Annotated in this window: 20 protein-coding genes; 10 read left to right on the top strand and 10 right to left on the bottom strand. The window is 71.6% G+C overall.

Translation table 11 applies throughout. The annotated features are described in order from the left end of the window. The first annotated feature begins 45 nt into the window (after window positions 1–45). Window positions 46–1,215 (top strand): RCC1 domain-containing protein, encoded by a 1,170-nt coding sequence (locus ACIRPK_RS23020; protein WP_403041155.1) that lies wholly within the window; start codon window positions 46–48, stop codon window positions 1,213–1,215. 528 nt (window positions 1,216–1,743) lie between these two features. On the opposite strand, the gene ACIRPK_RS23015 is transcribed toward ACIRPK_RS23020, so the two are convergent. Further along, complete coding sequence (locus tag ACIRPK_RS23015) at window positions 1,744–2,166, bottom strand: hypothetical protein (protein ID WP_403041154.1); 423 nt, start codon at window positions 2,164–2,166, stop codon at window positions 1,744–1,746. A gap of 133 nt (window positions 2,167–2,299) precedes the next feature. Between ACIRPK_RS23015 and ACIRPK_RS23010 the strand changes: the two genes are divergently transcribed. Beyond that, complete coding sequence (locus ACIRPK_RS23010) at window positions 2,300–2,677, top strand: helix-turn-helix domain-containing protein (RefSeq protein WP_403041153.1); 378 nt, start codon at window positions 2,300–2,302, stop codon at window positions 2,675–2,677. After that, entirely contained in the window at window positions 2,674–3,807 is a 1,134-nt protein-coding gene (locus ACIRPK_RS23005; RefSeq protein WP_403041152.1) for an aminotransferase class I/II-fold pyridoxal phosphate-dependent enzyme, read from the top strand. Before ACIRPK_RS23010 ends, ACIRPK_RS23005 begins: the two co-directional genes overlap by 4 nt. A gap of 86 nt (window positions 3,808–3,893) precedes the next feature. Here the strand turns inward: ACIRPK_RS23005 and ACIRPK_RS23000 are convergent, their stop codons facing one another. Together ACIRPK_RS23000 and ACIRPK_RS22995 are read right to left on the bottom strand one after the other, a co-directional pair. Then, the gene (locus ACIRPK_RS23000; protein ID WP_403041151.1) at window positions 3,894–4,958 is read right to left on the bottom strand and encodes a cobalamin-independent methionine synthase II family protein; all 1,065 of its coding nucleotides are present in this window, start codon (window positions 4,956–4,958) and stop codon (window positions 3,894–3,896) included. A 257-nt stretch (window positions 4,959–5,215) separates the two neighbouring features. Beyond that, a complete protein-coding gene (locus ACIRPK_RS22995) occupies window positions 5,216–6,418 on the bottom strand; it encodes an aromatic acid exporter family protein (RefSeq protein ID WP_403041150.1) in 1,203 nt (400 codons plus the stop codon). 129 nt (window positions 6,419–6,547) lie between these two features. Between ACIRPK_RS22995 and ACIRPK_RS22990 the strand changes: the two genes are divergently transcribed. Then, a complete protein-coding gene (locus ACIRPK_RS22990; protein WP_403041149.1) occupies window positions 6,548–7,738 on the top strand; it encodes an aminotransferase class V-fold PLP-dependent enzyme in 1,191 nt (396 codons plus the stop codon). 147 nt (window positions 7,739–7,885) lie between these two features. After that, complete coding sequence (locus ACIRPK_RS22985; RefSeq protein ID WP_403041148.1) at window positions 7,886–8,371, top strand: VOC family protein; 486 nt, start codon at window positions 7,886–7,888, stop codon at window positions 8,369–8,371. A gap of 42 nt (window positions 8,372–8,413) precedes the next feature. Here ACIRPK_RS22985 and ACIRPK_RS22980 read toward each other — a convergent pair whose 3' ends face one another. After that, the gene (locus tag ACIRPK_RS22980; protein WP_403041147.1) at window positions 8,414–9,067 is read right to left on the bottom strand and encodes a TetR/AcrR family transcriptional regulator; all 654 of its coding nucleotides are present in this window, start codon (window positions 9,065–9,067) and stop codon (window positions 8,414–8,416) included. 122 nt (window positions 9,068–9,189) lie between these two features. Here ACIRPK_RS22980 and ACIRPK_RS22975 point away from each other — a divergent pair, with 122 nt between their 5' ends. From ACIRPK_RS22975 to ACIRPK_RS22965, 3 genes are all read left to right on the top strand, one after another. Beyond that, window positions 9,190–10,767, top strand: a complete 1,578-nt coding sequence (locus tag ACIRPK_RS22975) for a cytochrome bc complex cytochrome b subunit (protein WP_403041146.1) — start codon at window positions 9,190–9,192, stop codon at window positions 10,765–10,767. Between the two features lie 64 nt (window positions 10,768–10,831). Then, window positions 10,832–11,275, top strand: coding sequence for a PPOX class F420-dependent oxidoreductase (locus ACIRPK_RS22970; protein ID WP_403041145.1), 444 nt, complete (start codon window positions 10,832–10,834; stop codon window positions 11,273–11,275). 67 nt (window positions 11,276–11,342) lie between these two features. Beyond that, on the top strand, window positions 11,343–12,002 hold the full coding sequence (locus tag ACIRPK_RS22965) for a hypothetical protein (protein WP_403041144.1): 660 nt from the start codon (window positions 11,343–11,345) through the stop codon (window positions 12,000–12,002). 7 nt (window positions 12,003–12,009) lie between these two features. Here the strand turns inward: ACIRPK_RS22965 and ACIRPK_RS22960 are convergent, their stop codons facing one another. The 3 genes from ACIRPK_RS22960 to ACIRPK_RS22950 all read right to left on the bottom strand — a co-directional run bounded on the left by ACIRPK_RS22960 (window position 12,010) and on the right by ACIRPK_RS22950 (window position 16,207). Continuing rightward, complete coding sequence (locus tag ACIRPK_RS22960) at window positions 12,010–12,951, bottom strand: esterase/lipase family protein (RefSeq protein ID WP_403041143.1); 942 nt, start codon at window positions 12,949–12,951, stop codon at window positions 12,010–12,012. Window positions 12,952–13,086: 135 nt separating this feature from the next. Then, entirely contained in the window at window positions 13,087–14,724 is a 1,638-nt protein-coding gene (locus ACIRPK_RS22955; RefSeq protein WP_403041142.1) for an amidohydrolase, read from the bottom strand. 28 nt (window positions 14,725–14,752) lie between these two features. Beyond that, a complete protein-coding gene (locus tag ACIRPK_RS22950) occupies window positions 14,753–16,207 on the bottom strand; it encodes an APC family permease (RefSeq protein ID WP_403041178.1) in 1,455 nt (484 codons plus the stop codon). Between the two features lie 154 nt (window positions 16,208–16,361). Here ACIRPK_RS22950 and ACIRPK_RS22945 point away from each other — a divergent pair, with 154 nt between their 5' ends. Both ACIRPK_RS22945 and ACIRPK_RS22940 read left to right on the top strand, forming a co-directional pair. Continuing rightward, window positions 16,362–17,060 (top strand): TetR/AcrR family transcriptional regulator, encoded by a 699-nt coding sequence (locus tag ACIRPK_RS22945; RefSeq protein WP_403041141.1) that lies wholly within the window; start codon window positions 16,362–16,364, stop codon window positions 17,058–17,060. A 112-nt stretch (window positions 17,061–17,172) separates the two neighbouring features. Next, entirely contained in the window at window positions 17,173–17,967 is a 795-nt protein-coding gene (locus ACIRPK_RS22940) for a VOC family protein (protein WP_403041140.1), read from the top strand. A gap of 61 nt (window positions 17,968–18,028) precedes the next feature. Here the strand turns inward: ACIRPK_RS22940 and ACIRPK_RS22935 are convergent, their stop codons facing one another. The 3 genes from ACIRPK_RS22935 to ACIRPK_RS22925 form a co-directional block, all read right to left on the bottom strand. Then, complete coding sequence (locus tag ACIRPK_RS22935) at window positions 18,029–19,591, bottom strand: APC family permease (RefSeq protein ID WP_403041139.1); 1,563 nt, start codon at window positions 19,589–19,591, stop codon at window positions 18,029–18,031. A 216-nt stretch (window positions 19,592–19,807) separates the two neighbouring features. Beyond that, the gene (locus ACIRPK_RS22930) at window positions 19,808–20,317 is read right to left on the bottom strand and encodes a hypothetical protein (RefSeq protein WP_403041138.1); all 510 of its coding nucleotides are present in this window, start codon (window positions 20,315–20,317) and stop codon (window positions 19,808–19,810) included. After that, window positions 20,314–21,930 (bottom strand): alpha/beta hydrolase, encoded by a 1,617-nt coding sequence (locus ACIRPK_RS22925; RefSeq protein ID WP_403041137.1) that lies wholly within the window; start codon window positions 21,928–21,930, stop codon window positions 20,314–20,316. The genes ACIRPK_RS22930 and ACIRPK_RS22925 overlap by 4 nt, the downstream gene beginning before the upstream one ends. Between the last annotated feature and the right edge of the window lies 1 nt (window position 21,931).

Below are 21,931 nucleotides of genomic sequence, written 5' to 3'. Positions count from 1 at the left end.
ACGAACTCCCGCACCGCACGCCTGTGCTCAGCCATCACCGCATCCGTGATCACACTCGGCCTGGCGGCCGCGCCGGTGAGCACCGCGCACGCCCAGGAGAAGCGGCTCAAAGCCTGGGGCAACAACCGGTCCGGCCAGCTCGGCGACGGCACCTGGACCGACCTCCGCACCACCGCCACCACCGTGCTCGGGCTGACCAGCGCCGAGGTGGTCAAGATCGCCGCCGGTGGCGCCTCGCCGACCAACGGCCACGGACTGGCCCTGCTGACGGACCGTACGGTGCAGGCCTGGGGGACCAACACCAACGGCCAGCTCGGCGACGGCACCGTCTTCGGCCACAACGCGCCCGGACAGGTCGTCAACCTCTCCAACGCCACCGACATCGCGGCCGGCGGCGCGCACAGCCTCGCCCTGCTGGACGACCAGACCGTGGTCTCCTGGGGCAAGAACAACTACGGCCAGCTCGGCAACGGCACCAACACCGACAGCAGCGTCCCCGTCCGGGTCGAGGGCCTCAACAAGGTGATCGCGATCGCCGGCGGACTCAACCACAGCATCGCGCTCCGCGAGGACGGCACCGTCTGGGCCTGGGGCTACAATATCAACGGCCAGCTCGGCGACGGAACTTCGGCCAGCCGTAACGTGCCCTCCCCGGTCGCCAACCTGACCGGGGTCACCCGGATCGCGGCCGGCTGCAACCACAACCTCGCCCTGGTCGGCCCGCCGAGCGGAGGCACCAAGCCCACCAGCGGAAACTCGCTGAAGGCCTGGGGCTACAACGCCACCGGCCAGCTCGGCGACAACAGCACCATCAACCGCTACGCCCCCGTCGACACCCAGGGCATCTGGCTGGCCGGCGTCTCCCAGATCGCCGCCGGCTGCAACCACAGCCTGGCCGTGACCGACAGCGACAACAAGCTCAAGTCCTGGGGTCAGAACACCTCGGGCCAGATCGGCGACGGCACCACCAACTACCGCATCACCCCCGTCACCGTCCCGGGCATCAAGGGCGTCCAGCTGGTGGCTGGCGGCCGCGAGCACAGCGTCGCCCTGCTCGGCGACAACACCGTCCGCTCCTGGGGCGCCAACGGCTCCGGCCAGCTCGCCAACGGCACCACCACGGACAGCTCCACCCCGGTCATCTCACTCACCGCCCTGACCGGCGTCGACAAGATCGCCGCCCCGGTCAGCGGTGACTTCAGCCTCGCCAACTGAGGCCCGACCCGCTACGGCCCGCACCACCACCGGTGCGCGCCGTAGCAGTTCGGCCTTGACGTCGGCGGGGTCAGGCCGCCGCGGTCTCCGCCTGTGCGCGGCTCCGGCCGACGGCGGCCTGACCGATCTCACCGGCCGTCAAGACGCTGACCGGCAGGGCGCTTTCTCGCCTTTCCCGCCGACGGCCGCCAGCTCATCGTGATGGCATCACCCGCGACGCCGGCAACGATCGCCACAGGCTGGAGGATCCTCCCATCCAGTAGCCGGGCAGCCCGCCAGTTAACTCTGAGATCAAAGACAGGCGCCCACGATAGACCCTGGCTGACCTGCGAGAATATCCTTAGATGCAGTCTCTCGCGCCCTTGCCGACGAACCGTCGACCCAGGGATCCCGGGGCTGGTGACTTCGCTCCGCCGAGTACCCTCAGCTGGTGGAAGTTCGCCAAAGGGCTGGCACTGCCCGAGCGTTGGCGATCCGGCTGATGGCGGTGGGGGAGCTGCCACGAGCCGGGGATCGCCTCGGTGCTGATCATCCGGGCTGGTTCAGGGCCCGGGTCAGCTCGCGGTTGGTCGAGCGTGCGGCCTCCAGGTCCTCCAGGGCCTCCTTCAGTCTCAGCTTGAGGTCGCCCTTGTCGTTCTCGAGTTGGACGATCCGCTGCTGGAGCTTTTCGGCGCTCTCGGGGGCGCCGAGCCCCGACTCGCGCCATGTCTGGTCGCCCATCAGCTGGGACAGCCGCTTCTCCAGCAGGGCGATCCTGCCCCCGAGCCTGGCGTTGCGCTCGTTCGCGGCGGCCAGGTCTGCCATCAGCGAGGCCCGTGAGACCCCGGCTCCCGTCACCACGTCCCCGGCGGGGGACTGCTCGGCGGTGTGGATCTGCGTGAGCAGGTCGCGGGGGCGATACAGGAAGGTGCGGTCCACCCCCGCCCGCCGGGCCACGGCGGTTACCGACACCTCCTGGCCCGCGGCCTGCAGATCGCGCAGCGACTGCTCGACCCGGGCTCGGCGGCGCTCAGTATCGGCCTGGCGGCCCGGGACGTCTACGGGCCTGCTCGCGGACGGCCGCCGGCTGTCCTCGGTCAGCGCCGTGCTGCGCGACGGGGACGGCCGGGCGGCAGCGGTGCTCTGCGTCAACCTCGACCGCACCCCGCTGGAGAAGGCCGCCGCCGTGCTGTCCGCCTTCGGGGCGCCCACCGTGCACCGACCGGAGCCGCTGTTCGACCAGGACTGGTCCGAGCGCATCCAGCACGCCGTCGGCGGCTACCTGCGCGAGCACGGCCGCCCGGTCGAGCGGCTCACCCGGCAGGACCGGCTGGCCGTGCTGGCCGAGCTGGACCAGGCCGGGGTGTTCGCCGTCCGCAAGGCCGCCCTCGCCGTCGCCGAGGCGCTCGGGGTGTCCCGGTCCACCGTCTACGCCCTGCTGACCGAGCTCAGGTCCACCCCCTCCGAAGGACTGGCGCGATGACCCGACTGCCCGACTTCCGACTCGAAACCCACTTCTCCCGCTGGGAGTTCACCGCCCGGCACCACCTGACCGCCTCCGACGCCCAGACCATGACCATGGGCGAGCTGCTCGCCCTCGCCGACGACGCCGACCGCGAAGCCTTCGAGCACCTCGCACTGGGTTACACCGAGACCTTCGGCGACCCGGGCCTGCGCGCGGCGATCGCGGCCGACCACCGGGAGGCGGGTCCGGAGGACGTGATCTGCTTCGCCGGCGCCGAGGAGGCGCTCTACCTGGCGATGAACGTGCTGCTCGGCCCGGACGACCACGCCGTGGTGGTCACCCCGAACTACCAGGCCGCCGAGACCGTCCCGCTCGCCCTCTGCGAGGTCACCGGCGTCGCCCTGGACCCGGACCGGGACTGGGCGTTGGACCTCGACCTGGTCCGGACCGCGCTGCGCCCGAACACCCGGGTGCTGTCGGTCAACTTCCCCAACAACCCCACCGGCAAGGTGATCGACGCCGCCGATTTCGCCACCCTGGCGCAGCTCTGCGACGAGCGCGGCATCCGGCTGTTCAGCGACGAGGTCTACCGGGGCCTGGAGCGCGACCGGGACCGGACCCTCCCGCAGGCCGCCGACCTCTCGCCGAGCGCGCTCTCGCTGAACGTGACGTCCAAGTCGCTCGGCCTGCCCGGCCTGCGGATCGGCTGGATCGTCTGCCGAGACCGGGAGTTGAGGTCCCGGCTGGAGCGGGCCAAGCACTACACCACGATCTGCAACTCGGCCCCGAGCGAGGTGCTGGCCCGGATCGCCCTGAAGGCCCGCAGCACCATCCTGGACCGGAACCGGGCGCTGCTGGCGGCCAACCTGCCGGTCTTCGACGCGTTCTTCGCCGACTTCCCCGACCTCTTCGACTGGCGGGCCCCGGACGGCGGTTGCGTCGCCTACCCGCGCTACCTGGGCGCCGAGGGCGTGGAGACCTTCTGCACCCGGCTGGTCCAGGAGGCCGGCGTCCTGCTGCTGCCCGCGAGCATCTACCGCTCGGAGCTGACGCCCACGCCCACCGACCGGTTCCGGATCGGCCTCGGCCGGCGCGACCCGGAGGCGGGCCTGGCGGCCCTGGCCGACTGGCTCCGCACCCGGCGCTGACCCACCGACGGTGACCCGCCCGAGACGCGCCCCCGGTGGCCCGCCCGAACGGGCGGGCCACCGGGGGCGGTTCGGCGACCGACCGCTCAGAGGCCGAGCGCCGCCGCCGCCAGCGCGGTGCCCTGCACCCGGGCCGAGATCTTGGCGAACGCCAAGTCACGGGAGGTGGAGGTGTCGTCCGCGAACGGCGCGAAGCCGCAGTCGTCGGTGGTGCCCAGCTGGTCCACCGGGATGTACCGGGCCGCCGCCAGCACCCGGTCACGGACCTGCTCCGGGGTCTCCACCACGGGGTCGATCGGGTCGGTCACCCCGATGAACACCCGGATGCCCGGCCGGAGTTGCTCGGCGATGATGCCGAGCACCCGGTCCGGGTCCGCCTCGCCGGCCAGCTGGACGTAGAAGTTGCCGACCTTGAGCCGGAACAGCTTGGGCAGCAGGTCGGCGTAGTCGACGTCCAGGCTGTGGGTGGAGTCGTGGTCGCCGCCCGGGCAGGTGTGCACACCCAGCCGCGAGCGCTGCTCCTCGTCGAACCGGCCGAGCACCTCATTGTTGAGCGCGATGAAGTCGTCCAGCACCGATCCGGACGGGTCGAGCTTGAGCGACAACCGGCCCTCGGTGAAGTCCAGTTGGACCGCGTGCGCGCCCGCGTCCAGGCAGCCCCGGATGTCGGCCTCGGCCTCGTTCGCCAGGTCGGCCAGGAACGCCTCCCGCGAGTAGCCGGCGATCGCGTCGGCCGGGTAGAGCAGGCTGAGCGCGGACGGGGCGATCACCGCCTGCTTGACCGGGAGGGTGGTGTACCGCTGGGCGCCCCGCAGATAGCTCTCCGCGCCGACCTGGTAGCGGAACGGCCCGGCGGTCAGCTTCGGCAGCTGCCGGGTGTGGCCGTCGGCGAACGGGATGACCGCGCCGTCCGGGTCGAGGGTGGTCAGCCCCGCCAGGGGGTAGGTGACGAAGCTGGGCTTGGCCTGCTCCCCGTCCACCAGGACGGGGCAGCCCAGCTGCTCCAGGGCGGCCAGCGTGTCGGCCGTCGCCTGCTCCTGAAGCTTCGTCAGATCCGCCGCGCTCAGCCGCCCTTCGGCGTGCTCGGTCAGTGCCTGCTGCAGGACACGCGGGCGCGGGATGCTACCGATTGACTCCGTGGGGATACTCATGGTGACGACCGTAGGAAGTGGCACTCCCCTCCGCAACAAGGCGTCGATCGCACCCGTCCGGTCCGTCGGTCCCCCGGTACACCCCGGCCGGGGACAAGACCGCAGGTCGGCCGGGCCTTCGGGTGGCGGTCCGGGGGAACGGACGGGCCGGGTCCGGCCGGATTCCGTGGACGAAAGTTCACCAATCGGTGTCGGCCGCCGCGTCGGGTTGATTCAGGATCCGATCGGATCGTCTCCGCCGACCACCGGCCGGCGGATCAGCCCCGGACCAGCCTGCGCATCCGGTACAGCGGCGTGCGCCGCTCGCTCCTGGCCACGGTGGCCCGGTCCAGCTCCTCCATCAGGCGGCGGGACCGGTGCTCCAGGTCCAGCTCGTCCAGTATCCGGTCCAGTTCGGCCAGCAGGGACCCGTGCAGCTGCCAGGCGTCGGGGTGCTGCCGCACCTGGTCCAGCAGCAGCCGGGCAAGGTTCTCCCGACTCGCCAGGGCCGCGCTGAGCTCGTCGGCCAGCCGCCGTTCGGCGGCCTCGGCGTTGCGGCTGACCTGTGTGGTGACCAGCACCGAGAAGCTGACCAACGCGCCGCCCACGTGGGCGAACAGCTCCTCCAGCGCGAGCGCCACGTCCGGCGGGAACAGCGCCTCCTCGCCGGTGCGCCGCTTGGCCAGGTCGGTGAGCGAGCGGGCCAGCACCCGGATCACCACGACGCAGATCTCCAGGGTGTCCAGCCCGGTGCGCAGCACCAGCCGGGAGAGCAGCCCCTCGGAGATCCGGGGATTGAACCGCAGGCTGTCCTCGGCCTGCCGCAGGGCGGCGTCCACCTCGGCGATCGCCTGGTCCAGCGCCCGCGCCTCGTGCAGCCGGGCGGCGGCCAGGTCCACCTCGGTCGGGCCGTGCAGCTGTTCGGCCAGCCGCAGCAGCAGGTGGCGGGCCCGGCGGGCCAGGTCCTCGATCGACTCACCGGCCGTGTCGAGCCAGACCGGGGGCGCGAACAGCAGGTTGAACAGCAGGCCGACGCCGGCGCCGATCAGGGTCTCCAGCACCCGGTCCCAGGCCTGGGTGGCGAGCCGGGTCACCCCCAGCACCAGCATCGCGCTGATCGCCACCTCGTTGACGAACTCGTCCACCCGGACGAACTGACCGACCGTCAGCGACGCCAGGATGATCAGCCCGAGGCTCCACCAGCTGAGCCCCATCACCGCGCTGAAGCCGATCGCGATCAGCACGCCCACCACCACCGAGTTCACCCGGCGGATGCTGGTGGTCAGCGTCGAGTAGACGGTCACCTGGACCACCAGCAGCGCCGTCAGCGGAGCGGTGAGCGGCGCGGGCTCGGTGCTCAGCTGCACGGCCACGGCATAGGCGAGGGTGGCCGCGAGGGTGGCCCGGACGGTCAGGTGGACCACCGGTTCGCGGAGGTACCGGCGTACGTTCGCGGACAGGATCGCTCGCATCTCGGACATTCTCCCCGCCTGCCCGCCGATGCCGGGCCGAGACGCGCAGCGACCGGCCGGCAACCCGTGGAAACCCACCGGCGCACCCGGCCACCCCTGCGTAGGGTGGACGCAACGGTGGACCACAGGGAGGCGACAGTGCCGATCGACGTCGAACGGGCCCGGCGGGACACGGCGGGCTGTACGAACGTGACCCACCTCAACAACGCCGGCTCCGCCCTGCCGCCGCGTCAGGTGGTGGACGCGGTGGTGCACCACCTGCGGCTGGAGGAGGAGGGCGGCGGCTACGAGGCCGCCCTCGCCGAGACCGACCGGATCGAGCACGTCTACGGCGCGCTGGCCCGGCTGATCGGCGCCGGTCCGCACGAGATCGCGCTCCAGGAGAACGCCACCCGGGCCTGGGACATGGCCTTCCACGGGCTGCGCTGGCAACCCGGCGACCGGATCCTGACCGGCCGCTCGGAGTACGCCAGCAACGCGATCGCCTACCTCCAGACCGCCCGGCGGTACGGCGTCCGGGTCGAGGTGGTGCCGGACGACGAACACGGGCAGATCTCCGTACCGGCGCTGCGCGAGCTGATCGACGAGCGGGTGAAGCTGATCGGCGTCACCCACGTCCCGACCCAGGGCGGCCTGGTCAACCCGGCGGCCGAGATCGGCGAGGTGGCCCGGGCTGCCGGGGTCAGGTACCTGCTGGACGCCTGCCAGTCGGTCGGCCAACTGCCGCTGGACGTCCGGGAGATCGGCTGCGACCTGCTCACCGCCCCCGGCCGCAAGTACCTGCGCGGGCCGCGCGGCACCGGCTTCCTGTACTGCTCGGAACGGCTGCTGGAGAGTCTGGAGCCGCCGTTCCTCGACCTGCGGTCGGCGGTCTGGACCGGCCCGGACTCCTACCGGGTCCGCGACGACGCCCGCCGGTTCGAGAGCTGGGAGAACGGGGTGGCCGGCCGGATCGGGCTCGGGGTCGCGGTGGACTACGCGCTCGACCTCGGGCTACCCGCGATCGAACAGCGGATCACCGAGCTGGCGGAGGGCCTGCGCGAGCGGCTCCGGGCACTGCCCGGCGTACGGATGCACGACCGGGGTGTGCGGCAGTGCGGGATCGTCAGCCTGACCGTCGACGGCCACGACAGCTCCGACCTGCTCCGCGAGCTGCGGGCGCAGCGGATCAACCTCTCGGTGTCGACGGTCGGTCAGGCCCGCTGGGACCTGGCCGAGCGCGGCCTGGAGTCGGTGCTGCGGGCCTCGGTGCACTACTACAACACCGAGCAGGAGCTGGACCGGCTCTGCGCCGCCCTGCCCGCCCCCCGGCCGACCGGCCTCGGCTGACCCCGCGCGTCGTCCCCCGGGGGCGGGCCGATCCGGTCCTATGCTCACTTTTCGGGCGCCGGATCCGGCGCAGCACCCGCCGGCCGCGTGCGCTCGAAGGCCCTGCGTCAGAAGGGGTACCGGCAGGCCAGTCGGAAGGGCACCGGTATGCGCAGCGACGACCGCTTCACCACCTGTCTGTGGTTCGACGGCCAGGCCGAGGAGGCCGCCCGGTACTACCTGTCGGTCTTCGCGAACTCCCGGCTCGGCCGGATCACCCGCTACACCGAGGCCGGTCCAGGCCCGGCCGGTTCGGTGGTGACGGTCGAGTTCGAACTGAACGGGCAGAAGTTCGTCGGCCTGAACGGGGGGCCGGAGTTCCGCTTCACCGAGGCGGTGTCGTTCCAGATCCCGTGCGCCGACCAGGCGGAGATCGACCACTACTGGAGTCGGCTCACCGAGGACGGCGGCCACGGTGTCGCCTGCGGCTGGCTGAAGGACCGGTACGGGGTGTCCTGGCAGGTGGTGCCGACCGCCCTGATCGACATGGTCGCCGACCCGGACCCGGAGAAGGCCCGGCGGACCACCGAGGTGATGCTCCGGATGGTCAAGATCGACCTCGCCGCGCTGGAACGGGCCTACGCGGGCGAGTGACCCGCCGCCCGGTGCGGACCGGGTGGCCGCACCACCGCCCGGTCAGCCCCCGGCCTCCCAGAGCCCGGCGAAGAGCTGGTCCAACTGCTCCTCGCCGACCGGGGGTTCGGCCACCGGATCGGTGGCCCTGGTGTGGAACCCGGCCAGCAGCAGGGCCAGGTACCGGCGCCACAGGCCGGGGCGCAGGTCATCGGCGGCGGGGACGGCCCGGCAGAGCGGGCCGAGCAGGAACAGCAGGTCCATCGGGACCACGTCCAGCCGCATGCTGCCCTGCTGCTGGGCCCTGACCATCAGGGCGGTGACCGTGGCGGCGTTGCGGTGGCTCAGCTCGGCCAGCGCCGGAACGCTGGGGATCGCCATCGTCACCAGGTCGTTGAACCCCCGGTTGGCCGCCACCAGTTCGAAGATCCGGGCGAAGTACCGCTCGATCTCGACCCAGGCGTCCTCGCCCGCGAGCGCCTGCTCGCCGGCCTCGGCCAGCACCGAACCCGCCGTGGCGAACACCTCGCCGATCAGGTCCTCCCGGGTCGGGAAGTGCCGGTAGAGCGTGGCGTTGCCGACGCCCGCGCGGCGGGCGATCAGGTCCAGCGGGGTGTTCAGCCCCTGCTGGGCGAAGAGCTCGGCCGCCGCCTCGACCAGTGCCTCGCGGTTGCGCCGGGCGTCCCGCCGGCGGGGCGTGGCCTGCTGATCCGTCATGGGCCCACCTTAGTCAGTCGCTGAAACGGGGAGGACTCCCCACTACTGCTAGAGTAGCGCCCAGAAGCGGGGGGCAGTCCCCGTTTCAACCTGCTGCACGGATCGCGCACAAGGGGAGTGCCATGACCACCCGTCAGAACTCGGGGCGCCGCACGGCGGACTGGCTGGACGGCAGACTGGGCATCTACACGCTCGCCCGGACCAATCTCCGCAAGGTCTTTCCGGACCACTGGTCCTTCATGCTCGGCGAGATCTGCCTCTACAGCTTCGTCGTCATCGTGCTGACCGGCGTCTACCTGACGATGTTCTTCAAGCCGAGCATGGCCGAGGTGGTCTACCACGGCCCGTACCTGCCGCTGAACGGCATACCGATGTCGGAGGCCTACGCCTCCACCCTGCAGATCAGCTTCGAGGTGCGCGGCGGCCTGCTGATCCGTCAGATCCACCACTGGGCCGCACTGGTGTTCGTCGCGGCGATGTTCGTGCACATGATGCGGGTGTTCTTCACCGGCGCGTTCCGCAAGCCGCGCGAGGTCAACTGGCTGTTCGGCTTCCTGCTGCTGTTCCTCGGGCTGCTGGACGGCCTGTTCGGCTACTCCCTGCCCGACGACCTGCTCTCCGGCACCGGCATCCGCTTCGTCGAGGGCTCCCTCCTCGCGCTGCCGCTGATCGGCACCTACGCGCAGATGTTCCTGTTCGGCGGCGAGTTCCCCGGGACCGACATCGTGCCGCGGTTCTTCACCCTGCACGTGCTGCTGATCCCGGGCGTCATCGTGGGCCTGCTGGTGGCCCACCTGATCCTGGTCTTCCACCACAAGCACACCCAGTGGGCCGGGCCCGGCCGGACCGAGCAGAACGTCGTCGGCATGCCGCTGATGCCGGTGTACATGGCCAAGGCGGGCGGCTTCTTCTTCCTGGTCTTCGGCATCATCGCGGTGATCTCCGCCATCGCCACCATCAACCCGATCTGGGCGTACGGTCCGTACCGCCCCGACCAGGTCTCCACCGACGCGCAGCCGGACTGGTACCTGGGCTTCGCCGAGGGGCTGATCCGGATCATGCCGGGCTGGGAGGTCGGCCTCTGGGGCCACACCCTCAACCTCGGCATCCTGATCCCCTTCCTGGCCTTCCCGCTGGTGCTCGGCGCGATCGCGGTCCACCCGTTCGTCGAGAGCTGGATCACCCAGGACAAGCGCGAGCACCACCTGCTGGACCGCCCCCGGAACGCGCCCGTGCGGACCGCGTTCGGCGCGGCCTGGATCAGCGTCTACCTGGTGCTGCTGGCCGCCGGTGGCAACGACCTGTTCGCCACCCACCTGCACCTCTCGCTGGACGGCATCACCCGGGCGGTCCGGGTCGGCGTGTTCGTGGTGCCGGTCGCGGTCTTCCTGATCACCAAGCGCTGGTGCCTCGGGCTCCAACGGCGCGACCGGGACAAGGTGTTGCACGGCCGGGAGACGGGCATCATCAAGCGGATGCCGCACGGCGAGTTCGTCGAACTCCACGAGCCGCTGCCGCAGGCCGAGTTGCACCGGCTGACCGCGCACGAGCAGTACTCCCCCGCCGAACTCCCGCCCCGGGCCGGGCTGCTGACCAAGGTCCGGGTCCGGGCCTCCCGCGCGTACTTCGGCCCGGGCGGGCAGATCAGCCGCCCGACCGCCGAGCAGCGCCGCGAGATCTCGCACACCGACCAGCACTGACCTGACACCGAGCACCGAGCACCGAGCACCGAGCACCGAGCACCGAGCACCGACGGAGCGTGAGATGAGCCGGCCCAGCGACCAACTCGCCGACAGGCGGCACCTGTTGATCACCACCTTCGAGCCCGACGGCACCGCCGCCACCGCCACCACCTGGGTGGTGCCGGACGGGCAGGCGCTCGGCGTCTGGGCCCCGACCGACTCGGCCGTGGTGCGGCACGTCCGGAGCCACCCGGGCATCCTGGTCGAGCCCTGCGACCCGCACGGCCGCCCGCTCGGCGGGCGGCAGCAGGCCAGGGCCGCCCTCTGCGACCCGGACACCACCGCCTGCTACCGCACCTCGCTGCTCAACAAGTACGGCCTGACGGCGATGCTCGCCCTGTTCCGCAGCCGGCTCCGGCTCGGGCTGGCGGGCACGGTCGGCATCCGGATCACCCTGACCGACCCGGACGCCGCGCTGCTGTTCGGCGCGGCCTGGACCCCGCCCGCCTCGTACAGCCTCAACTGACCACGGGATGCGGACAGCGGGCCGCCCGGGGCGAGCGGTGTCGGAGCCGTACGGTTGGATGATCATCATGACCGCCAACGATGTCGCCCTGCTGCTGCCCGCCCCGGACCTCCTGCGGGACCACTGCCGGGCGCTGGCCGTGCTGGACGCGATCCTCTGCCCCGAGTGGCCCGAGCGCTACTTCTCCTTCGACGCCGACTGGGCACCCGGTGAGCAGCTGGCCGCGATGAAGAACGGCTCCGGCGACGAGTACTCGGTCACCTTCACCCCGGCCGGCAGCTTCCTGCGCGGCTTCGACCACGAGTCGCCGATGAGCCCGTACTCCGAGGACCGGGTCTGGCCGGGCGTGCTGGACGAGGTCCCGGCGGAGCTCCGCTCCTGCGCCGAGGAGCCCGCCTTCACCGACCACGGCTTCACCGTCGTAACCGTCGCCCTGTGGCGGCTGGCCGACGACGAGCAGTGGCACACCGGCACCGTCGACCTCCCGCCCGGCCTGCCCGATCCGGACGGTGCCGACTGGCTGTTCCAGTCGCTCACCGACCGTTCGGCCGAGGCGTACGTCGACTTCGCCTCGGACTACTACGAGGTGCCGGTCGACCTGGCCGCCGTCCGGCACGTGCTGGCGCTCCGTCCGCTGACCACCGAGGTGGTCCGCGCCCTGAACCCCGAGCTGACCCTGGCGGACCTGGCCGACGACCTGGACGAGACCGGCTACCCGACGGCCTGACCGGCCGTCAGAGCAGCGGCCCGGCCAGCGGCAGCACCAGCTCGCACGGGACCGGGCGGGGGTGCGCCGGGTCGAGGGCGTTGAGCACGTGGGTCAGCGCGACCGGGTCGTAGGCGATCTCCAGGTGGTCGGCGGCGTCCAGCGGGCAGCCGTCCTGGAGGGTGATGTCGGTGACGTCCGGACCGGTCAGGAAGGCCGAGGCGTAGGGCGTCACCACCTCGTCGAAGCGGGAGGCGATCACGGTGTACCGGACGCCCGGCACCGTGTCGCCACCGGCGTTCAGCGCCGTGAGGAAGGCCGAGCCCTGCTCCTGCTGCACGCAGGCGGGGCAGGCCGGGCCGAGCAGGAACCGGTTGGCGGGCTCCAGCAGGCCGAGCGTCGACGCCAGCCCGGTGAGGCCGAGCAGGGTGGTGCCGTGGTTGCTCGGGGCCAGCCCGACCAGCTTGTCCACCTTGGCCGCACCGCCGAGGTTCTTCAGGTAGTGACGGGGCATCATGCCGCCCTGCGAGTGGCCGACCAGGTCCACCCTGGCCGCGCCGGTGGCGGCCGTGACCCGGTCGACGAAGGCGGCCAGCTGGGCCGCGCTCGCTTCGATCGGGCCGGTGCCCTGGATCGGGTCGCCCGCCGGTCCGCCGTAGTCGAGGGCGTAGACGCAGTAGCCGTTGTTCGCCAGCAGCGGCGCCGCCCCGCCCCAGTTGTCGTTCATGTTCTCGAAGGTGCCGTGCACCAGCACCACCGGGTTCGGGTGCGCCGGTCCGGGTCGGCAGGACCAGTCGTTCGCGCCGTCCGGGGCCACCCCGGGCTTCGGGAAGCCCGCCAGGAATCCCACCGTGGCATTGGTTTCGACCGGCCGCTGGGCAGCGGCCGAGGCGCTCGGGCCGACGGTGGTCAGCAGCGCGAACGCGGTGGCGGCCGCGGCGGCCGGCAGCCGCGGGGGCAAAGCTCTCATCTCCAGAACCGTCCTTCTCCGGATGGCGATCGGACCTCCCGACGGGGTGTCCGAGGGATAACTCCGCCGAGGGGTGGACGGTGACGCCGCCGGAGGGGCGACGCCGCACGGCAGGCCGGGCGGCGCCGCCCGGTGTCAGCCCGCCTGGTGGACCAGCCGGCCGCCCACGTAGGTCCGTTCGACCCGGGCGTCGGCGATCCGGTCGGCCGGGTGGGCGAACAGGTCGCGGTCCAGCACCACCAGGTCGGCCAGCAGGCCCGGACGCAGGCTGCCCGCCTGGTCGGTGCCGTTCACGTGGGCCGAGCCCGCCGTGTAGGCGGCGAGCGCGGTGCCGAGGTCGAGGCGCTGCTCGGGCAGGAAGACCCGGCCGTCGGTGGCGCCGGGTTCGGCCCGGTTGACCGCGACGTGGATGCCCGCCAGCGGGTCGGGGCTGCTCACCGGCCAGTCGCTGCCCGCCGCCAGGGTGGCGCCGGTGCGCAGCAGGTGGCCGAACGGGTACTGCCAGCCGGCCCGCTCGGGGCCGAGGAACGGGATGGTGAGCTCGTCCATCTGCGGCTCGTGGGCGGCCCAGAGCGGCTGGATGTTGGCGATCGCGCCGAGCCGGGCGAACCGGCCGAGGTCCTCGGGGTGCACCACCTGGAGGTGCGCCAGGTGGTGCCGGTTGCCGCGCTGGCCGTTGGCCGCGAGGGCGGCCTCGACCGCGTCCAGGGCCTCCCGGACGGCCCGGTCGCCGAGGGCGTGGAAGTGCACCTGGAAGTCGAGCGCGTCGAGCGCGCTGACGTACCCGCCGAGCAGCTTCGGGTCGACGAAGCTCAGGCCGGAGTTGGCGGTGGCACAGCCGCAGCCGTCCAGGTAGGGGGTGGTCATCGCGGCGGTGAAGTTCTCCGCGATGCCGTCCTGCATGATCTTCACCGAACCGGCCCGGAACCGCCCGTACGTCAACTCGGCACGCTTGGCGACCAGTTCGGGGATCTGCTCGGCGCCCCGGCCCCGGTCCCACCAGAGCGCGCCGGTCACCCGGGCGGTCAGGCTGCCCGCCCGGGCGGCGGCCAGGTAGGCGTCGGAGGGGTCGGGCTGGCCGTTGAAGACGCCGAGCAGCGCGTCCTGCCAGCCGGTGATGCCGAGCGAGTGCAGCAGCTGCTGGGCCCGGAGCAGCCCGGCCAGCCGGTCGGCCGCCGTGGTCGGCGGCACCAGCCGGGCGACCAGCGCGGTGGCACCCTCCTGGAGGACGCCGCTCGGCGTGCCGTCCGGCTCCCGCTCGATCCGGCCGTCGGCCGGGTCCGGGCTGTCCCTGGTCAGCCCGGCCAGCTCCAGTGCCCGGGTGTTCGCCCAGGCGCCGTGGTGGTCGCGGTTGACCAGGTAGACCGGGCGGTCGGCGACCACCGAGTCGAGCAGCTGCCGGGTGGGCAGCCCGCCCTCGAAGCTCTCCAGGGACCAGCCGCTGCCGGTGATCCACGGCCGGTCCGGGTGCGCGTCGGCGAAGGCCCGGACCCGGTCAAGGTAGTCCGTCACCCCGACCGTCTCGGTCAGGTCGCACTCGGCCAGCTCGGTGCCGCCGTACACCGCGTGGATGTGCGAGTCCTGAAAGCCGGGGACCAGCAACCTGCCCTTCAGGTCCACCACTTCGGTGCCGGGCCCGATCAGCTCCCGGACCTCCTGGTGGCCGACGGCGGTGATCCGCTCGCCGGTGACGGCCAGCGCGGTGGCCCGGGTCCTGGCGGCGTCGGCGGTGAACACCGGGCCACCGGTGAAGACCAGGTCTGCGTGGTTCATGCGGGTGTCTCCAGAGGGTTTCGGGTCGTCAGACCGAGGGGGTGAGTTCGATCGAGTCGGCGTCGGTGCCGCGACCGGTGACGAAGTACGGGGACTTGCGGACCCAGCGGGCCCAGGCGGCGGCCACCAGACCGGTGCCGACCATCAGCGCGGGGACCAGCAGCTGGAACCAGCCGTTGTCGGCGCTGACCTCGAAGTGGTCGGCCGAGTCGTAGAAGGTCCAGGTCAGGTAGCCGCCGACGGCGAGCAGCGCGGCCGCGCTCACCAGCGGGGCGACCACCACCCGCAGCCCGGCCAGCGGCTCGTCCCGGAGCAGGTGGCGGAACCGGACGGCGGCGGCCACGGCGGTCAGCGCGTAGTACAGCACCACCACGATGCCGATCGCGTTCACCGCCGCGCCGATCAGGTCGGTGACGGTGGGGATGACCAGCGAGAGCAGCGCGATCGCACCGGCGATCAGCACCAGCAGCACCGTCCCGGCGGCCGGGGTGCCGTGCTTCGGGTGGATCCGCATCCAGACCGGGCCGAGCGTGCGGTCCCGGCCCATCGCGAAGGTGCCGCGCGCGGTGGGGATCACCGAGGCCTGCAGCGAGGCCACGGCAGAGAACGTCAGGGCGATCAACGGCAGGGCGGCGATCGGCTGTTCGGCCAGCTTCGCGCCGAAGTAGGTCAGCCCCTGCGCCCCGTTGTCGGCCAGCTCGTCGAGCGGCAGCACCCGCTGGAAGGCGGTCCCGGCGAGCACGAACAGCAGCAGCATCATCACCAGCGCGACGATGCCGCCGCGCGAGGCGTCCCTCGGGTCGTGCACCTCCTCGGCGACGGTGAACACCGACTCGAAGCCCCAGTAGCAGAACACCGCCAGCACCATGCCCTGGGCCAGCGCGTCCATGCTCGGGATCGCGAACGGGTTGAACCACTCCAGCGAGAACGGCTGGTCGCCGACCAGCAGACCCCAGCCGCAGAAGACCAGCAGCACCGCGTACTCGAAGATCAGCAGGTACTTCTGCAGCCGGGCGGCCAGCGCCAGGCCACGGATCGCCACCAGCGTGGCGGCGGCCAGCACGACCAGACCGAGCAGCGTGGTCTGCAGCGTGGAGTCCGGGTCCAGGGCCAGGCCGGCGACGCTGTGCAGCCCCGCCTCGCCCGCCAGCTGGAGCACGGCCGAGCCGGTGACGGCGGTGGTGTACGCCATGAAGACGATGGTGCCGACCACGTTCACCCAGCCGGTCAGGAAGCCGAGCCAGGGGCTGAGCGTCCGGCCGACCCAGGTGTAGCTGTTGCCCGCGTTGGGCTCGACCCGGTTCAGCCGGCCGTACGCGACCGCGATGCCGAGCACCGGCAGGAAGGCCAGCAGCATGACGGCCGGCAGGTGCAGGCCGACCACACCCGCCGTCAGACCGAGCCCGATGCCGATGCTCGAGGTCGCCGCCGTACTGGAGGCAGCGATCACCACCCCGTCCACCACGCCGATCGACTTCCGCATGGTGACGCTCTGGGGCGAGGTTCTCGCCCCGTCCTTCGCTGTCGTCGTCAACAGACCACCGCCTTGACCAGGGGGCCTTCGGTCGGCCCCGGGTCCGGCAAATGAAACTCCGGGGGTCTTCACACGTCAATGCTGTTGTCATAAGGTTACGGCCATGGGCGACCGGGTGGTGGACGAGCCGGCCCGGCGACGACGCCGGCCGACCAAGCAGGGCACCGTACTGTCCGCACAGGGCATCGTGGACACCGCGCTCCGGCTGCTCGGCCAGCACGGCTCCGAAGCGCTCACCGTCCGCCGCCTCGGCGCGGCGCTGGGCGCCGACCCGAGCGCGATCTACCGGTACTTCCGCAGCACCGACGACCTGCTGCTGGCGATCACCGACGAACTGATCGGCCGCGCCCAGCAGGGCTGGCAGCCCACCGGCGACTGGCAGGCCGACCTGCGCGCGATCGGCCTGCGGATCCACGGCGCCTACCAGGCCCACCCGCAGGCCGCCCTGCTGGCCGCCTACCGGACCACCGGGCGGGCGTACGAGATCCAGGCCGTGGAGTCGATCCTCGGCCTGCTGCGGGACGCCGGCTTCCCCGACCGGGAGGCCGTCCAGCTCTACCACGCCTTCGTCGACCAGGGCCTGGCCTTCGCCGCCCTGGACGCCGCCGTGGACGCTCTCCCGGCCCCGGCCCGGGCCGCCGACCACGGCGTCTGGCAGACCAGCTACGCCCACCTCTCCGCCACCACCCACCCCCACATCGCGGCCACCGCCCCCCTGCTGGCCGCCGAGATGAACCGCAGCGCCTACCCGCTGGCGCTCGACCTGCTGCTCACCTCCTTCGCCGCCCGCCTGGCCCGCTGAACTCGGCCCCGACGCCGGCCCGGCCGCCCGGAGCAGCAGCCCGCGCGGGTGTCGGCAGCCGTGGTTAGGGTGACGCCCAGGACAACTCTCCGGGCAGGGAAGGGTCATCATCATGACTGCGTACGCCGAGGGAACCCCGTGCTGGGCCGACGCGATGTTCGCCGACGTCGAGGGCGCCAAGTCCTTCTACGGCGAGGTGCTGGGCTGGACGTTCGGCGAGGCCTCGTCCGAGTTCGGCAACTACACCCAGGCCTACTCCGACGGCAAGGCGGTGGCGGCCGTGGTCCCGCCGATGCCGGGGGCGGAGGGCCAGTCGGCCTGGTGCCTGTACCTCGCCTCGCCCGACGCGAAGGCCACCGCGGCGAAGATCACGGCGAACGGCGGCACGGTACTGATGGACCCGATGCAGGTCGGTGACTTCGGCTCGATGCTGCTCGCGGCCGACCCGGGCGGCGCCGTCTTCGGCGTCTGGCAGGGCGGGCAGCACGAGGGCTTCGAGAAGCGCGAGGAGCCCGGTGCGTACTGCTGGGCCGAGGTCTTCACCCGTGAGCCGGCGAAGGTGGACACCTTCTACCCTGCGGTCTTCCCGTACACGGCGCAGCAGGTGAACGACGCCAACGTCGACTTCCGGACGTACAGCGTGGCCGACCGCCCGGCGCTCGGTCGGATGGCGATGGGCCAGGAGTTCCCGGCCGAGGTGCCGTCGTTCGTCAACGTCTACTTCGCGGTGCCGGACTGCGACGCGGCGGTGGCCACCGCCACCGGGCTCGGCGCCGAGCTCCGGTTCGGCCCGATGACCAGCCCGTTCGGCCGGTTCGCCGGCCTGACGGACCCGCAGGGCGCCAACTTCTCGGTGATCGACCCGGACACCACCGAGGGCGAGATGCCACCGCTGACGGACGTCTGACGGTACGCCGGAGGCGGCCGCCCCGGTCGGGGTGGCCGCCTCCTCCGTGCCTGCTCCGTGCCTACTCCGGCAGCACCAGCGCCGGGGTCTCCCGGGTCAGCACCTCGCCCCGGAAGAACGCCGGGCTGCGCCGGGTCATCACGGCCATCACCAGCAGGCCGAGGGCCAGCACGCCGACCCCGATCACGAAGACCGAGCCGATGCCGAACACCGAGCTGCCCTGGCCGTAGGCGGGGTCGACCATGTCGCGCAGGCTCTGCCCGAAGATGCCGGCCAGGGTCAGCCCGCCGAGCAGCGGGAAGACCACCTTCAGCAGCGCGTCCCGGACCGAGCGGGTGAAGTCCCGACGGAAGTACCAGGCGCAGGCGAACGCGGTCAGCGAGTAGTAGAAGCAGATCATCAGGGTCAGCGCGGCGATGGTGTCCGCGAGGACGTGCTCGCTGATCAGGGTCATCACGGTGTAGAAGACGCCGGTCCCGACACCCGCCGTGACGATGGCCCGGCCCGGGGTCCGGTACTTCTCGTTGACCTCGGTGAAGGACGGCGGCAGTGCCTCGTAGACGCTCATCGCCAGCACCGTCCGGCTGACCGGGATGAAGGTGGTCTGCAGGCTCGCGGCGGCCGAGGCGAGCACCGCGACGAACAGCAGGATGCCCAGCGTCGGGCCCATCACCGGGCCGGCCAGCGCGGCGAAGACGTTCGAGGAGGTCTCCGGGTTGCCCAGCCCCGTGCCGGTGTCGCCGACGCCGGCGTACATCTGCACGGCGACGGCGGTGAACAGGTAGGAGCCGACCAGCACGGCCATCGCCAGCAGCGCGGCCCGGCCCGGGGTCTTCTCGCTGCCGCCGGTCTCCTCGTTGGCGCTCAGGCAGGCGTCCCAGCCCCAGTACATGAAGAGCGAGAGCGAGAGCCCGGCCACGAAGGACTTGAACGAGCTGGCCTGGAACGGGTCGAGCCAGGTCCAGGAGAAGTCCAGCGCACCCGGCGCGTCACCGGTGACCGCCTTGGCGATCGCCATCACCGCGAAGAGGCCGAGCACCGAGAGCTGCAACCCGACCAGGGCGTACTGGACGCCCTTGGTGGCGGTCATCCCCCGGTAGCTGATCGCGGTGGCGACCGCGATCAGCGCCAGGCAGGTCAGCACGTGGACCAGCTTGTCGTCGTTCAGTCCGGTGATCCACTCGCTGCCGGTGACCTCCCCGAGCAGCAGGTAGAAGTACTCCGTGGCCACCCCGGCGAGGTTCGACAGCACGATGATGGTGGCCACCACCAGGCCCCAGCCGCACATCCAGCCGACGTGCGGCCCGAAGGCCTTGACGGTCCAGGTGAACGAGGTGCCGCTGTCGGGGACGGCCTTGTTGAGTTCCCGGTAGGCGAACGCCACCAGCATCATCGGCAGGAAGCCGGCCAGGAAGAGCGCGGGCATCTGCAGCCCGACCGCCGCCACCGTGGTGCCGAGCGTGGTGGTCAGGCAGTAGACCGGGGCCACCGTCGAGACGCCGATGACGGAGTTCCCGAGCAGGCCGACCGAGTTGCTGTTGAGGCCCTTGGAGCGGACGCCGTCCTTGGCGTCCGCTCCGGCCGCCGGACCGGCGGCCTTCGGGCGGGAGTCGAGCTGAACCATGCTCGAACCGTACGTTGAACTGTTTCCGCAGCTCAGGGGCTTGCAGGTGACGAACCGTGACATGGATCATGCGGGTTTATTCAAGGATTTACCCTGGATTGCCTGGCATTGACGGGCTATTGCCTTGACATCGCAGGCACATGTCATGATCACCGGCGCAACGAAACCCGCACCGTTACCGAAATTGCCCCGGTATCACCGGGTGTGTGATCTGCCTCACGAAGCCGGCGGCTGGAAGCAGGCGGCGCTGACCCGGAAGATGATCCGATTCATCGGGCGGAACGACTGCGCCCACACCGCGACGGTCTTCTCCGGGTTCTTGCCCCAGACCTCGTGGTCCACCCTGTTCGCGTCCCACTGATCACCGAGACCGCCCCAGCCCTCGTCCTTGAGCCACTTCTGCAGACGCTCGACCGCCGGGTTCAGCTCCACCGGGTCAAGATCGTCCACCTGCCAGAAGTGGATGGCGTCCCGAGCGTCCTTGGATCCACCGTGGTCCTCGCAGCCGGAGAAGTTGACCGCCTCGCTCTGGCCGAGCCGGCCCTTCACCCCCAGGGCCTGGTACGCCCGGTCGGAGGCCTGCTTGAGCTCGGCCCGGATCTGGTCCTCGGTGGCGATGCGCAACGACGTGTCCTTCGTGGAGTCCGCGGTGGGCCCGCAGGAAGTCAGCAGGGTCAGTACCAGGACGGCGGCGGCCACCGTCCGGAGTCTCGTCAGGATGCTCAATTCTCCAGGCCGACCTTGTCGTAGTTGCCGGTGATGATCGCGGCCTGGTTGCCCAACGCACTGTGCGGCTTGCCGTTGTTGTTCCAGTACTCGCTGTGGCCGTGGTTCCCGTCGGTGGTGATCCGGTTGGCACCGAAGTCGTCCGAGGTCGGCGTGTTGGGGAAGTCGAACCAGCCGCCCCGGCCGTGCTTGAGCACCCCGAGTTCCGGGACCGGGTCGCCGTCCGCCTCGGCCGCCCAGACGTGCTTCGGGTCGATGTTCAGGTCCTTGGCGTGCTGGACGTGCATGCCCGGACTGCCCGCGACGATGATGTCGTCCGCCGCCAGGCCGTTCCCGTTCTTCGCCGCTTCTCCGACCACGACCGAACCATAGCTGTGGCCGATCACCGAGGTGTGGCGCGGCCCGCCGTCGTGCGTGACGCCGAGGCTGTCCACGTAGCGGTCCAGCTTGGGAGCACCGTCCTCCGCGTAGTTGTCGAAGGGGGCGTCCTTCACCACCGAGTCGGGCGCGTCGTAGCCCAGCCACATGATCGTGGCGGTGTCCCCGGGCCTGCCGTACTGGTCCGACGCCGCCTGCAGGTCCTTCATCCGGTTCAGGTCGCCGCCGATCCCGTCCAACTCGGCCGTGGTGCCCGGGATGTAGACGGCGGTGTTCTTCGCGGTGTCCGGGTTGCCGAAGGCCACGATGGCCTGGCCGTCGTCCTCCGGGTCGAGCCCGAGCAGCAGCACCTCGGGGCCCTTGGGGTCACGGTCCTCCGACTCCAGCCGGTCGCGGAGCTTCTGCAGTGCCCCGAGCCGCTTTCGGCCGTCCTCGGAGGTGTCGTTCCTGGCCAGGTCCAACTGCTGCTCCAGCTGGGCCCGGTTGGCGACGTCCCGGACGTGGCTCGGGATGCCGTTGCGGTTGCCGACCTCGGCCGGGTAGAGCGCCAGGTACTCGCGCTGCTGCTGCTGGGTCAGCGAGTTCCACCACTTGGCGTTGTCAGCCGGGTTGTCGTTGTTCGGCACCACCGAGGCCAGCCCGAGCGAGGACCGCATCCCGGCCCCGTCGGTGGCGACCTCCGCCTGCGCCTTTGCGCTGTCCGCGTTGACCACGTCACCGTTCAACTGGCCCAGCGAGGCCGCCCCGTCGGCGCTGGCCTGCTCGGCCTTGCGCACCGCGTCCTCGATCCGCTGCCTGAACTCGCCCAGCCGGGCGTTCTGCTGACGGTTGATCTCCTGGGCGTCCGGGTCGTGCCGCGCCACCGGGTCCAGCTGCGGCCCGGTGACCCAACCGTCGTCGTCCACCTGGTAGTTGTTGCTCTCCGCCTCCGAGACGGCGGACCGCAGCTCCTGCTGGGCGGCGGACATCCGCTGGTGCACGGTGTCGATGGTGACCGCGATCGCCATCGCCTCGGCGTTCACGATGCCGAGCTGCTCCTCGGCCCGCTCCAGCTTCCCGTACGCCGCGTCGGCGTCGTCGCCCGCCCAGCCGGACCGGCGCAGCGCACCGCTCACCTGGCCGCGATGGCGGGACTGCGCCTCGCCGCTGCCCTCGCCGAGCTTGCGCCAGGAGGCTGCGGCGGCCTCCAGGTCACCGAAGTTCTGCTTCATCAGAAGCGCGTAGCTGCCGGCCATC

Source organism: Kitasatospora sp. NPDC101801 (assembly GCF_044766665.1).
Classification (GTDB): domain Bacteria; phylum Actinomycetota; class Actinomycetes; order Streptomycetales; family Streptomycetaceae; genus Kitasatospora.
This window is presented reverse-complemented; position numbering and strand designations above follow the sequence as displayed.

Coding starts and splice junctions, on each gene's coding strand:
- ACIRPK_RS22955 (WP_403041142.1), bottom strand. CDS start 14,724: ATGAACCACGCAGACCTGGTCTTCACCGGTGGCCCGGTGTTCACCGCC.
- ACIRPK_RS22960 (WP_403041143.1), bottom strand. CDS start 12,951: ATGAGAGCTTTGCCCCCGCGGCTGCCGGCCGCCGCGGCCGCCACCGCG.
- ACIRPK_RS22950 (WP_403041178.1), bottom strand. CDS start 16,207: ATGCGGAAGTCGATCGGCGTGGTGGACGGGGTGGTGATCGCTGCCTCC.
- ACIRPK_RS22985 (WP_403041148.1), top strand. CDS start 7,886: ATGCGCAGCGACGACCGCTTCACCACCTGTCTGTGGTTCGACGGCCAG.
- ACIRPK_RS23005 (WP_403041152.1), top strand. CDS start 2,674: ATGACCCGACTGCCCGACTTCCGACTCGAAACCCACTTCTCCCGCTGG.
- ACIRPK_RS22940 (WP_403041140.1), top strand. CDS start 17,173: ATGACTGCGTACGCCGAGGGAACCCCGTGCTGGGCCGACGCGATGTTC.
- ACIRPK_RS22935 (WP_403041139.1), bottom strand. CDS start 19,591: ATGGTTCAGCTCGACTCCCGCCCGAAGGCCGCCGGTCCGGCGGCCGGA.
- ACIRPK_RS23000 (WP_403041151.1), bottom strand. CDS start 4,958: ATGAGTATCCCCACGGAGTCAATCGGTAGCATCCCGCGCCCGCGTGTC.
- ACIRPK_RS22995 (WP_403041150.1), bottom strand. CDS start 6,418: ATGTCCGAGATGCGAGCGATCCTGTCCGCGAACGTACGCCGGTACCTC.
- ACIRPK_RS22925 (WP_403041137.1), bottom strand. CDS start 21,930: ATGGCCGGCAGCTACGCGCTTCTGATGAAGCAGAACTTCGGTGACCTG.
- ACIRPK_RS22945 (WP_403041141.1), top strand. CDS start 16,362: ATGGGCGACCGGGTGGTGGACGAGCCGGCCCGGCGACGACGCCGGCCG.
- ACIRPK_RS22980 (WP_403041147.1), bottom strand. CDS start 9,067: ATGACGGATCAGCAGGCCACGCCCCGCCGGCGGGACGCCCGGCGCAAC.
- ACIRPK_RS22965 (WP_403041144.1), top strand. CDS start 11,343: ATGACCGCCAACGATGTCGCCCTGCTGCTGCCCGCCCCGGACCTCCTG.
- ACIRPK_RS22975 (WP_403041146.1), top strand. CDS start 9,190: ATGACCACCCGTCAGAACTCGGGGCGCCGCACGGCGGACTGGCTGGAC.
- ACIRPK_RS22970 (WP_403041145.1), top strand. CDS start 10,832: ATGAGCCGGCCCAGCGACCAACTCGCCGACAGGCGGCACCTGTTGATC.